The sequence below is a fragment of the Komagataeibacter europaeus LMG 18890 genome (assembly GCF_000285295.1).
Taxonomy (GTDB): Bacteria; Pseudomonadota; Alphaproteobacteria; order Acetobacterales; family Acetobacteraceae; genus Komagataeibacter; species Komagataeibacter europaeus.
Genome location: NZ_CADP01000049.1, coordinates 1 through 12,388 on the forward strand (window position 1 = coordinate 1; position 12,388 = coordinate 12,388).

The 12,388-nt window shown below is 63.3% G+C and carries 9 protein-coding genes; 2 read left to right on the plus strand and 7 right to left on the minus strand.

What is annotated here, in order from left to right:
- The 7 genes from pgl to tkt all read right to left on the minus strand — a co-directional run.
- Window positions 1-748: 6-phosphogluconolactonase (gene pgl, locus GEU01_RS13160; protein ID WP_019086336.1), on the minus strand; the 748-nt coding region annotated here is incomplete at its 3' end.
- Window positions 741-1,571, minus strand: coding sequence for a Cof-type HAD-IIB family hydrolase (locus GEU01_RS13165; RefSeq protein WP_019086469.1), 831 nt, complete (start codon window positions 1,569-1,571; stop codon window positions 741-743). The genes pgl and GEU01_RS13165, both read right to left, overlap by 8 nt.
- 27 nt (window positions 1,572-1,598) lie before the next feature.
- Window positions 1,599-2,435 (minus strand): Cof-type HAD-IIB family hydrolase, encoded by an 837-nt coding sequence (locus GEU01_RS13170; RefSeq protein WP_019086470.1) that lies wholly within the window; start codon window positions 2,433-2,435, stop codon window positions 1,599-1,601.
- On the minus strand, window positions 2,432-3,961 hold the full coding sequence (gene zwf, locus GEU01_RS13175) for a glucose-6-phosphate dehydrogenase (RefSeq protein WP_019086471.1): 1,530 nt from the start codon (window positions 3,959-3,961) through the stop codon (window positions 2,432-2,434). The genes GEU01_RS13170 and zwf overlap by 4 nt, the downstream gene beginning before the upstream one ends.
- Window positions 3,962-4,110: 149 nt before the next feature.
- Window positions 4,111-5,109 (minus strand): phosphogluconate dehydrogenase (NAD(+)-dependent, decarboxylating), encoded by a 999-nt coding sequence (gene gnd / locus GEU01_RS13180; RefSeq protein WP_019086472.1) that lies wholly within the window; start codon window positions 5,107-5,109, stop codon window positions 4,111-4,113.
- 118 nt (window positions 5,110-5,227) lie between these two features.
- Window positions 5,228-8,077: a bifunctional transaldolase/phosoglucose isomerase gene (locus tag GEU01_RS13185; protein ID WP_019086473.1), complete on the minus strand. Its 2,850-nt coding sequence runs from the start codon at window positions 8,075-8,077 to the stop codon at window positions 5,228-5,230.
- 106 nt (window positions 8,078-8,183) lie between these two features.
- On the minus strand, window positions 8,184-10,301 hold the full coding sequence (gene tkt / locus GEU01_RS13190) for a transketolase (RefSeq protein ID WP_026018728.1): 2,118 nt from the start codon (window positions 10,299-10,301) through the stop codon (window positions 8,184-8,186).
- A 381-nt stretch (window positions 10,302-10,682) separates the two neighbouring features.
- Here tkt and GEU01_RS13195 point away from each other — a divergent pair, with 381 nt between their 5' ends.
- Both GEU01_RS13195 and GEU01_RS13205 read left to right on the plus strand, forming a co-directional pair.
- Window positions 10,683-11,708 (plus strand): MBL fold metallo-hydrolase, encoded by a 1,026-nt coding sequence (locus GEU01_RS13195; RefSeq protein ID WP_026018729.1) that lies wholly within the window; start codon window positions 10,683-10,685, stop codon window positions 11,706-11,708.
- Window positions 11,709-11,810: 102 nt separating this feature from the next.
- Complete coding sequence (locus GEU01_RS13205; RefSeq protein ID WP_010508294.1) at window positions 11,811-12,359, plus strand: ankyrin repeat domain-containing protein; 549 nt, start codon at window positions 11,811-11,813, stop codon at window positions 12,357-12,359.
- Window positions 12,360-12,388 lie beyond the last annotated feature (29 nt).

The window sequence follows — 12,388 nt, forward strand, 5'->3', positions numbered from 1 at the left end:
ATTGTCCCGCAGCCGCCTTGTCCATAAGCCAGATGAGTTCGCCCTCGGTCGTGATGTGGCTGGCGGGTTCCGCCGGGTCGCCGGCGCGCACCCTGCCAAAGGCCTCGCGCTTGGCTGGCCCGGCCAGCATGAACACCACATGGCGGCTGGAATGGATGGCGGGATAGGTCAGCGTCAGGCGTGTATGCGGCGCGTCATCGGGCACGCAGGTCGAAACCAACAGCTTTTTCTCCCGAAGCACCGGCTGGCGCGGGAACAGCGACGCGGTATGCCCGTTATCGCCCAGGCCCAGCATCACCACGTCAAACAGCGGGCGGCCGGGTTCCAGCACCGTGCCGCCGTATACCTTTTCCAGTTCCGTCTGGTATTGCGCCGCCGCCTGCGCCGGGTCGCCCGACGTCGGCATGGGGTGCACGTTGGCGGGCGGCACCGGCACATGGGCCAGCATTTCGCTCTCGACCATGTTGTAATTGCTGGCCGGGTCGCTGTCGGGCACGAAGCGTTCATCGCCAAAGAAGAACTGCGTGTTCGCCCACGGGAAACGGTCGCGGTATTCATCCGACGCCAGAATCTGGTACAGCCGCTTTGGCGTGGACCCGCCCGAAAGCGCGATCACGAACGGGCCGCCCTTTTTCGCCAGCGCCTGTTCCGTCAGCCATTTCGCCATGTACTGCGCAATGGCTTCGGCATCGGGCAGGACCACCATCGCGCCCGTTTTCACGTCATGTCCACCTGTCATGTCACGCATCTCCCAGCACGAATTTCTCGATCCCGTTGGCGAACCCTTCCTCCTCGCACGATGTCGAGACATGGGTCGCCTGCTTCTGCACCTCGGGGCTGGCCTGCCCCATGGCGATGGACATGCCGCTCTTGCGGAACATCAGCACATCATTGGGCTGGTCGCCCAGTGTCACCATCTGGCTGGCGGGAATGCCCAGCAGGCGTTCGAGCGCCATCACCACGCCGCCCTTGTTGGCGTCCCTGTTGGTCACGTCCACATAGTACGGCTGTGACAGGGCGGCGGACGCCGTATCGCCCAGCGCCTGCTGCAGGTCGTGCTCGAGGCGCTTCATCAGGGCCAGATCATCGCTGACGCCGGTGATCTTGACCACCTGGTCCAGCTTTGCTTCCACATTGCCCACCACGGGCGGAAACTTGACCGTCCACTGTTCGCGCGCGACATGCGGGGCATCAAGTTTCGAGACGATCCAGTCATTGCCGTTATAGACCCACGGATCGGCCCCGTGGTCGCGGATGATGCCGATCACCCTGCGCGCCGTATCGGCTGGCAGCGTGCGGGCCTCGATCACGGTGAAATCGGGCCTGACCATCATCCCGCCGTTGAAACCCGCGATCGGTTCGGAAATCTTCAGCGGGTCAATGACCATCTTCATGCCCTTGGGCGGGCGGCCGCTGGTGATGGTGAACAGGATACCGCGTTCACGCAGGCGTTCGACAGCCCGGATCGCGCGGGGTGTCAGGATCTTGTCCTTCGTGACCAGGGTGCCATCCACATCGGCCAGAACCAGTCTGATCTGGCTGGCTGGCGTTCCGGCTGCGTCCTGGGGCATGGTGCCTCTCCCTTCTGTGCCGCGCGCCTATGCACGGGGCAGTACAAAACTTTCCATGGCGAAAGCCCACCCGTCCTGCGTATTGGACCGCGTCACGAAACGGGCATGGGCCTTCACATTAGCGGGCGCGTTGCCCATGGCGATGCTGACCCCGGCTTCCTTCAGCATGGGGATATCGTTGTTCATATCCCCGATACACGCTGTATTCCGGATATCAATATCCAGCAGTTTTGCCAGTTCTTTTGCCGCATAGCCCTTGTTCGCCTGCGGATGCGTAATATCAAGGTAAATGGGCGAGGACCGGTGTACGCTCGCCTTGCCAGCCAGCAGGTCCGCAAGCGCGCGTTCCACCGCCGGCAGGGTGGCGGGATCGGCCGAAACCCCCATGATCTTGCCCACATTTTCATAATGTCCGGCAAAATCGTCCACCTGGATCGGGGTGGTCAGCACCACGTCGCGTTCATGATGGACCTGCGGCGTGTCATCACGGCGCACAAGCCAGTCATGGCCGATGAACAGCCATGGCTCGACCCCGTGGGCAATCAGGAATTCAACCGCCGTCCGGGCCGTTTCCGGATCAAGGGACAGCCGTTCGCGGATCGTGCCGTCAGGGTCACAGATCAGCCCGCCATTCAGACCCGCAATGGGGGTATCGATGCGCAGTTCCCTGACAAACTGCATCATGCCCCGTGGCGCGCGGCTGCTGACCAGGCTCAGTTTGATGCCGGCTGTGCGCACATCATCCGCCGCCTGCCGCGCGGCGGGGGTCAGCCTGCGTTCCGGGGTAATCAGGGTCCCGTCAATATCGGATACGACAAGGCGGACGCCCCCTGCGGGGGTAACGGGTGGGGTCATGGGCATCATCCAATCTTCAGCCAGTGGCGGTGGTCACGGGCCAGCAGGGCGTCGGCCGCTTCCGGCCCCTCGCTGCCAGCCGCATAGAAATCAAGGCTGCGTGCATCCTGCCCCCAGTCCAGCACCGGCTGCACGGCGCGCCATCCGGCCTCGATATTATCCGCGCGCTGGAACAGGGTGGCGTCCCCGATCATGCAGTCATAGATCAGGGTTTCATACCCGGTGCTGGGTCCTTCGCTGAACCATTCGGCATAATCGAATTTCATCCGCACACCACCCAGCCGCACCGACGGGCCGGGAATCTTGGCCGAAAACTGCATGGTGACCCCCTCGGTCGGCTGGATATGGATGACCATGATGTTGGGGGCCAGCTTTTCCACCGGCGTATCGCGAAACAGCGCATAGGGGGCCGATTTGAAGTGGATGGCGATTTCGGTCTTGCGCGCGGCCAGGCGCTTGCCCGTGCGGACATAGAACGGCACCCCGGCCCAGCGCCAGTTATCGATCTGGAACTTCATCGCCATGTAGGTCTCGGTCAGGGAATGGGGGTCAACACCGGGTTCCTGCCGATAGCCGGGCACTTCCTTTCCCCCCACCACGCCCGGCGCGTACTGCCCGCGCACCACGTCCTGCGGCAGGAGGGGGTGGATGGCGTCCAGCACCTTGGTCTTTTCATTGCGCACGGCATCGGCATCGAATGAAATGGGCGCTTCCATCGCCGTCATGGCCAGAAGCTGCATGACGTGATTGGGCACCATGTCGCGCAGGGCGCCGGTGCCTTCGTAAAACTTCGCGCGCTGTTCCACGCCCACCGTCTCGGCAGCGGTGATCTGGACGTGATCGATATTCTGGCGGTTCCACAGGGGTTCGAAAAACCCGTTGGAAAACCGCAGGGCAAGGATGTTCTGGACCGTTTCCTTGCCCAGGTAATGGTCAATGCGGTAGATCTGCTGTTCCGTCAGCGTATGCAGCAGCCGTTCGTTCAGCGCCACGGCGGAAGGCAGGTCGTTGCCGAAGGGCTTTTCCACGATGACGCGGCGGAAGGTATGCCGCCCCTCGCGCACCAGTCCCGCTTCCCCCAGCCGGTCCACGATGGGGCCAAAGAAACGGGCGGCCACGGCAAGGTAGAAAATGCAGTTCTGGTCGCCCACGACCGCGGCGATGTCCTGATAGGTCTGCATGGATTCGAAGTCGCCGCGCACGTAGCGGATGCGCGGCTGCATCCATGCCCATATGTCCTCACGCAATGTCACGGCTTCCGCACCCCGGCGGGCGGCGAAATCCTCCAGCGCCGCACGGACATTGCGCTGTAGCTGCGCATCGGTCAGTTCGGCGCGGTCAACCGCCACAACGCTGAAACCGTCATCCAGCAGCCCGGCGCAGGCAAGATTGTATATGGCGGGCAGCAGAAGGCGGCGCGTCAGGTCACCCCCACCGCCAAAGATGACAAACGATCCCGGCGGGCTGCGCCGGGGGGCGGCTTCATGCCCGGTATCGCCAACCTGTGATACCGCCGAGGCAATGATGTTTTCCATTGTACTGCTGTCCCTGGACTGTTTCCGCCTGTATTCCTCCCCGGCTGTTCCGGTTGCAGTCATTGAGCGCTGTCATTTGTTCCAGGAACAGCCGGGACCCGGAATGCGTAGCACCCCGGCGTCCCATCAGTTACCTGCCGTGGGTCAGGTCAGTTATTCGTACCCTCGATGTGACCGCCAAAGCCGAAGCGCATGGCGGACAGCATATTTTCGGCAAAGTTGTTGCCCGTGCGCGAACGGAAGCGCGTGAACAGCGATGCGGTGATGACGGGCACCGGCACGGCTTCCTCGATCGCGGCCTCGATCGTCCAGCGGCCTTCACCGGAATCGGCCACGTCGCCCTTGTAGTTCGACAGGTCGGGGTTGCCCGCCAGCGCGCTGGCCGACAGGTCCAGCAGCCACGACGACACCACGCTGCCACGGCGCCAGACTTCGGCAATGTCCGCCATGTTCAACTCGAAACGCTGGTCTTCGGGCAGTTCGGTCGAGTTCTTGGACTTCATCACGTCAAAGCCTTCGGCGAAGGCCTGCATGATGCCGTATTCGATGCCGTTATGGACCATTTTCACGAAATGGCCGGACCCGGCGGGCCCGCAATGCAGGTAGCCCTGTTCCGCGCGCGGGTCGAAACCCGGCTTGTCACGGTTCGGCGTGCGCGGGATATCGCCAATTCCCGGTGCAAGGGCGGACAGGATGGGATCGATGTAGTCGGTGGCGTCCTTGGTGCCGCCGTACATCATGCAGTAGCCGCGTTCCAGTCCCCACACGCCGCCCGAGGTGCCGACATCAATGTAGTGGATGCCCTTTTTCATCAGTTCGGCGGCGCGGCGGATGTCGTCCTTGTAGAAGGAATTGCCGCCATCGATCACGATGTCGCCCTTGCCCAGCAGGCCGCCCAGTTCCTGCACCGCCGCTTCGGTCACCTTGCCCGCGGGCAGCATCAGCCAGACCACCTTGCGGCCGGACAGCTTGCCCACCATGTCCGCAAGCCCGGTGGCGGGGGTACAGCGCTTGCCTTCGGCCTGGTCACACACCTTTGCCGTGACCGTGGGATCACGGTCAAAGGCCACCACGTCATGACCATGACGGGTCAGGCGGATGGAAATGTTGCCGCCCATCTTGCCAAGGCCAACAATACCAATCTGCATAATCAAAAAACTCCTGGAAGAGGGATGGGGCCATAGTCCTACCGCCCTGGCGGTCATTACCCAATGACCCCAATCAAAAAACCCGCCCCTTCGCCAGAAGGGACGGGCCAGCATGCGGTCAGACCGCGCGGGCGATATCCTGCCCGAGTTTTTCAAGGCCAGCCTTCAGCTCACCATGGATGTGGACACGCAGTACGCGACGGCCGCGTTCGGCCAGCACTTCCATGTCGCCACGCGCCTGTGCTTCCTTGACAATGCTGAAGGTGTATTTCTCACCTGGCACCGGCAGGTTGACCTCATCATCGCACGTGATCTGCAGGAACACGCCCGTGTCGGGCCCACCCTTGTAGGCCTGTCCGGTGGAATGCTGGAAACGGGGGCCGAATTCGGCGGCCGTGGCCAGCTTCAGCGCATCACGCAGGTCAAGGCGTACCTTCTGGATCCATTCACGCGTCCATGTATCACGGTCGATATAGGCCAGCAGGGCAACATAGTCGCCTGCCTTGCCACGGGCGAAATGGGCCTTGAGGATCGCTTCCGCCGTCTTGCCGCCACCCAGCGCCGACGCGTTCTTCGGATCGGCATAGAAAGCGAACGGGCCGTCCTTGGCGAATGGTTCGTACGGCGGCAGCCTGCCGGTTTCGTTATAGGCGGTGGTGATCTTCTTGGTCTCGATCTTCGATTCCTCGACATCGGGCTGGTTGAACGGGTTGATCCCGATCACCGCGCCGGCGACGGCGGTCGCGAATTCCCAGCGGAAGAATTCTTCCAGCACCTGGCGGCGTTCATGCAGTTCGATGGTGACGACCGGCTCACCCGCCTCAACCAGCGCGGCAAAGGCCGCGTCCTGCTTCGGGCACGGATCCTCGGCCAGACGCAGGTATGTAAACACCCGGTCCCTGCCATACACGCCCGGCTTGCCGATGGTTTCATCATCGATGGGGATCAGGCCGCGGCCATCCTTGCCGGTCGATTCCGCAATCAGCTGTTCCAGCCATGCGCCCATGTCGTAAATGCCGGGGGACGCGATGATGGTCACCTTGTCACGCCCGAAATCACGCGCGGCAACCCCCAGCACGGCCCCCAGCACCACGCCGGGATTCTGCACGGGCGGAACGGATGCGGCGCAGGACTTCTCGCCACGCTGTGCGGATTCCAGCAGCAGCTTCAGCGGCAGGCCCGCGACGGCGGCGGGCACCATGCCGAAATCGGACAGCACGGAATACCGGCCGCCAATCTGCTTTTCACCGTAGAAAATCTTCCAGAAACCGTCCTTCTTCGCCACGTCTTCCATGTGCGAGCCCGGATCGGTCACGGTAATGAAGTGCGAGCCGACCTTGTCGCCCAGCACCTTTTTCGCCTGATCGAAGAAATAGGCCTTGAGGATGTTCGGCTCCAGCGTGCCGCCGGACTTGGACGAGACGATGAACAGCGTCTTGCTGATATCGATCTTCTTCTCGAAATCACGCACCTGCTGCGGGTCCGTGCTGTCGAGCACGTACAGATGCGGGAAGCCTTCATGCTTGCCGAATGTCTGCGCCAGCACTTCGGGACCAAGGCTGGAACCACCCATGCCCAGCAGCAGCGCGTCACGGAAGCCGCGGGCCTTCACCTCCGCCTGGAAATCCTCGAATTTCGACAGGGCGGCCATCTGGTCATCGGTGATGTCCAGCCATTTCAGCCAGCTTGCCTCATCCTTGCCGGTCCACAGGGTTGCGTCCTTGTCCCATATGCGGCGGACATTGCCGTCCTTGCGCCATGTCTCCAGTTCCGCATCGACCGCCTTCTGCAGGTCGGCAGGCAGCCTGAGCGCGGTGGAGGTCACCTTCTTGCCAAGGAACGCCGCCTGCTTGGCCGCGACCGACCCCAGCAGGTCATCAAACGCATCAGCGAAGGAGGCAACGCCTTCATCCACCAGCACCTTCGTGACACCGTCAAGGTCAAGGCCAAGACGCTGGGCTTCGGCCATAACCTTCTTCGCGCCCTCGATATCCTGCGTCAGGGTGGGGGCCACCTTGCCGTGGTCACGGAAGGCGTCGAATGTAGCGGGGGGAATGGTGTTGACGGTTTCGGGACCGATCAGGCCATCCACATACAGCACGTCGCTGAAGGACTTGTCCTTCGTGCCCGTGCTGGCCCACAGCAGGCGCTGCGGCTTGGCACCGGCGTCGGCCAGCTTTTTCCACCGTGCGCTGGCCGTCACGTCCTTCCAGTGTTCGTACGCCATCTTGGCGTTGGCGATCGCGACCTTGCCACGCAGCGCCTTGAGCGCCGCACTGTCCCTGTCGCCCTTCGCCACGCGGTCATCGATTTCCTTGTCGATCTTCACGTCGATGCGGCTGACGAAGAAGGACGCGACACTGGCGATGTCCTTGACGCTTTCGCCACGGCCAAGGCGGTCCTCAAGCCCGGTAATGTAGGCTTCCAGCACCTTCTTGTAGGCATCGATCGAGAACAGCAGGGTGACGTTGATGCTCAGCCCTTCGGCAATGGCGGCGGGCACGCCTTCTTCAGTGCCGGGAATCTTGATCATGAGGTTGCGGGCGCCAACCGCCTTCCACAGGCGCAGCGCCTCATGCAGGGTGCCCTTGGTGTCACGCGCCAGATAGGGCGAGACCTCAAGGCTGACATAACCGTCCACGCCCTTCGTCTGTTCATAGACCGGATACAGCACCCGGGCCGCGGCCCGGATATCGTCCACGGCCAGCAGTTCGTACAGCGCGCCCGCGTCAATCACCTGGTGCGCCAGCACCGAACGGATCTGGGCATCGTAATCCGTGCCCTGCCCCATGGCCTTCTGGAAGATGGCGGGGTTGGAGGTCACGCCCTTCAGCCCGTCTTCATCCACCAGCTTCTTCAGGCTGCCATTTTCGGTATAGGAACGCTGGATGAAGTCCAGCCATGGGGACTGACCATAGCGGGCCAGTTCCTTTAACGGATTTTCGCTACCAGAGTCTTGCGCACTCATGCCGTGCATCCTTTGCCTGCGGCAGCGCGGGCAGGTCCCGCGTCACCAATACTGCCATCTTCAAAAAACAAGGCAGGCGGAACGCACTGTCCCGCCTGCCTGTCCATTATGCCGGTTTGCCCGCCTGCCTGCGGGCGGCGGCCACCACGGCGTCAACCGTGAAACCGAATTTGACCTCCAGCTGTCCCGCCGGGGCGGAAGCGCCAAAGCCGTGCATGACGATCGTCTCCCCCGCCAGTCCCGTGTAACGGTCCCAGCCAAGCTGGGCCGCCTGTTCCACCGCGACGCGCGCGGTGACATCGGGCGGCAGGACGCTGTCGCGGTAGGCCTTGGGCTGCGCCTCGAACAGATCCCATGACGGCATGGAGACAAGACGCACCTTGATGCCATCCGCCTTCAGCTTTTCCGCGGCCTTCACGATCAGGCCGACCTCACTACCCGTTGCCATGAGAATGACATCGGGACGCCCCTGCGCATCCGCAAGGACATAGGCCCCTTTTGCCAGACCTGTTGCTGGCGCATAGGTCTTGCGGCAGATGGTGGGCAGGTTCTGGCGGCTCAGTGCCAGCACGCTGGGGCGGTCCCTGATCTGGACCAGCGTGCGCCAGGCTTCGGCCACCTCGTTCGCATCGGCGGGGCGCAGCACGGTCACGCCGGGGGTGGCGCGCAGCTGGGCCAGCTGTTCGATGGGCTGGTGGGTCGGGCCGTCTTCGCCCACCCCGATCGAATCATGGGTGAAGATATAGGTCACCGGCAGCTTCATGAGCGAAGACAGGCGGATGGGCGGCTTCATGTAATCAGAGAAGATCAGGAAGCCCGAGCAGTAGGCCCGGATGCCATACAGCGCCAGCCCGTTGCTGATCGATCCCATCGCATGTTCGCGCACGCCGAAATGCAGGTTGCGCCCGCCATAGGTCCCGCCCCACTGCGGCGGCTGGAAATCACCCGCGCCGTCAAAGGTCAGGTGCGTCTTGGTGGAGGGCGACAGGTCGGCCGAGCCACCGATCATCCACGGATAATTCTTCGCGATCTCGTTCAGGACCTTGCCCGAACTTGCGCGGGAGGCGACGCCCTTGGCGTCTGCGTCGAATACCGGGATATCGCTGTCCCACCCTTCGGGCAGGGTGCCGGCGAAGATGTGGTCAAGCTGCGCGGCTTCATCGGGATATTTCGCACGATAGGCCCTGAACAGTTCGTCCCATGCCCTGGACGCGGCGGCGCCACGCGTGGCGATTCCTGCCTGGAAATGTTCCGGCACGCCTTCAGGTACGTAGAAATTCCTGTCTTCCGGCCAGCCATAGAATTTCTTGGTCTCGCGGACTTCCTCGACACCCAGCGGGGAACCGTGCGCTTCGGCCGTCCCGGCAAGATGCGGCGCGCCCCAGCCAATGATGGAATGGACGATGATCAGCGTCGACCGCGAGGTCTCGGCCTTCGCTTCCGCCAGCAGGCGGCGCATGTCGCCCGTGTCGTTGGCGTCCTTGAGTTCAAGGACATGCCAGCCATAGGCCTCGAAGCGTTTGTGCACGCTTTCGGTAAAGGCGATGCGGGTCGATCCTTCGATGGAAATATGGTTGCTGTCATAGATCCACGTCAGGTTTCCAAGCTTCAGGTGGCCTGCAATGGACGCGGCCTCGCTGGATACGCCTTCCATGTTGTCGCCATCACCGCACAGCGTATAGACGTGGTGATCGAACAGCGTGAACCCGGGGCGGTTATAGCGTTCTGCCAGCCATTTTTCCGCAATCGCCATGCCCACCGAATTGCCGCAGCCCTGGCCCAGCGGCCCGGTCGTGGTCTCGACACCCGCGGTGTGGTGGTATTCCGGGTGGCCGGGGGTGAGCGAGTCCAGCTGGCGGAACTGCTCGATATCCTCCAGCGTCAGGGCGGGACGGTCATTGCTGACCCCGCCGGGACGCACGTCGCGGATACCCGCCAGGTAGATCAGCGAATACAGCAGCATGGACGCGTGCCCGATCGACAGTACGAAACGGTCACGGTTGGGCCATAGCGGATTGGCCGGGTCATAGTTCAGCACATCGCGCCACAGCGTATAGGCCACGGGGGCAAGTGCCATGGCGGTGCCGGGGTGACCGGAATTCGCCTTCTGCACCGCGTCCATGGACAGCGTACGGATTGTATTGATGCACAGCGTGTCGATATTGGTGGGCATTGCGCCACCTCCTTCAGGTGCCATCAGGGGGGATGTAGTCAGGGAACGCATGAGAGACCGGCCTCCTTACAGCCATGGTTGCTGTCCTGATCGGGCCGGACATGCGGCCTGAACATGACAACCTTTCTTGTTTTTCTTTCCATACCACCCGCACCCGGGCCGCCCGGCGGCGGACAGCACGGAGCACAAGGAAAAAAGGCTTTTCACGGCACGCACCTTCTCACGACCTTCGGGACGGAACAAGCCATCTCGTCAGGCTGTTACCCTCATCCCGCCGAACATGCGCGCCATGCCCCGCCATTGCATATGACAGCGCGTGACCGCCCACCCGGTTGCCCGGAACCCGGTCACGTACAGGCATGGAATTTGACACAGCCCCCGCCCTCCCCCACCAGATCGGGGCCACGCACCGTCCGCCGATGGAGACAACGCATGCCCCCGCTACCCGCCAGCGACCACACGGATGGCACCCGTTTTTTCAATCCCGCCTCCATTCGCCCCGACACCACGCCACCAGGACGGATGCGGCGGCTGTCCATCCTGAAATGGCAGTGGAACAGGCCAAAATCGGACTGGCCCGCATGGATTGAAAACCCCGTCCCCACCGGCGACCCGCATGCCCTTCCCGCACCGGGCACGGTGCAGGTGACGTTTATCGGGCACAGCACGTTCCTGATCCGCCTGCCCCGCCCCGATGGCACGGCGCTGAGCATCCTGACCGATCCCATTTTTTCCCTGCGCTGCTCACCCTTTTCCTTCATGGGGCCCAGGCGGGTGCGCGCGCCGGGACGGGCGCTGGCGGACCTGCCCCGGATTGACGTGGTGCTGGTGTCCCACGCGCATTACGACCACATGGACCTGCCCACGTTGCGCGCCCTTGCCCGGCGCGGGGATGACCCGCTGGTGGTCACGCCGCTGTGCAATGCGCGCTTCATGCGCGCGACCGGGCTGCGTCGGATCATGGAACTGGACTGGTGGCAGTCCGTGGCCATGCCGGATCTGCAGGTCACGTGCACACCCGCCCGCCATGGTGCGGCCCGCACCCCCTTTGACCACAACAAAAGCCTGTGGGGCGGGTTCATGCTGCGCGACGCGGCGGGGCACCGGCTGTTCTTTGCCGGCGACACCGCGCATGGGCGGCACTGGGGCCTGATCCGTGACCGTCTGGGCGCGCCCGATATCGCACTCCTGCCCATCGGGGCGTATGATCCGCGCGAACTGATGGCGGGCGTGCATACCACCCCCGAGGAGGCGCTGGAGGGCCTGCGCCAGCTTGAGGCGCACCATGGCATCGGCATGCATTTCGGCACGTTCCACCTGACGGATGAACCCATGGACGAACCCGTGCGCCGGCTGGCCCGGGCGGTGCAGGATACCGGCCTGCCCCCTGATGTGATGGGGGTCATGGACCATGGGGAATGCCGCGACATCGCATGGCGACAACCCGATGATGCATGATTGCCCGATGTTCTTTTCAGCCGAACCGTCCTATGATCCGCCCCACCTGACGGGACCGGCCCCCGCCCCCGTTTTCCGCAACCCGACCAGCGAGGCAGGCACATGAGCAAGACAATCGCCAGCGGCGACCCCGCCGCCGCCGCACCCGAATCCTTCAGCAACGCGGAAATCGAGACCCTGTTCCTGTCCGCCGCCCGTGACGGGCAGACAGACCTGGTAAGCGAATTCCTGAACGCGGGCATCAACCCCGACACCCGCAATGACAAAGGCTACACCGCGCTGATTCTGGCGGCCTATAACGGCCACGCCGAAACCGTGCGCGCCCTGCTGGCGGGTGGGGCCAATCCCAACCTGCAGGATGCAAAGGGGGCGACCGCGCTGGCGGGTGTCGCATTCAAGGGCGACCTGCCGTGCGCGCGCGTGCTGGTGGAACATGGCGCCGCGATTGACGTGCCGAACTTTGTCGGGCGCACGCCGCTGACCTTTGCGGTCATGTTCAACCGCGACCCCATGGTGACCTTCCTGCTGGAACATGGCGCCAATCCCGACCTGCGCGATGGCGAAGGGATCAGTGCGCGCATCCTGGCCACCCGGCAGGGCAATGCCGCCCTTGTCTCCGCCATGGGTCGTCCGGCCACGCCCCAGGGCTGAACGCCCTTTCCCATATATCCCTCCCGCGC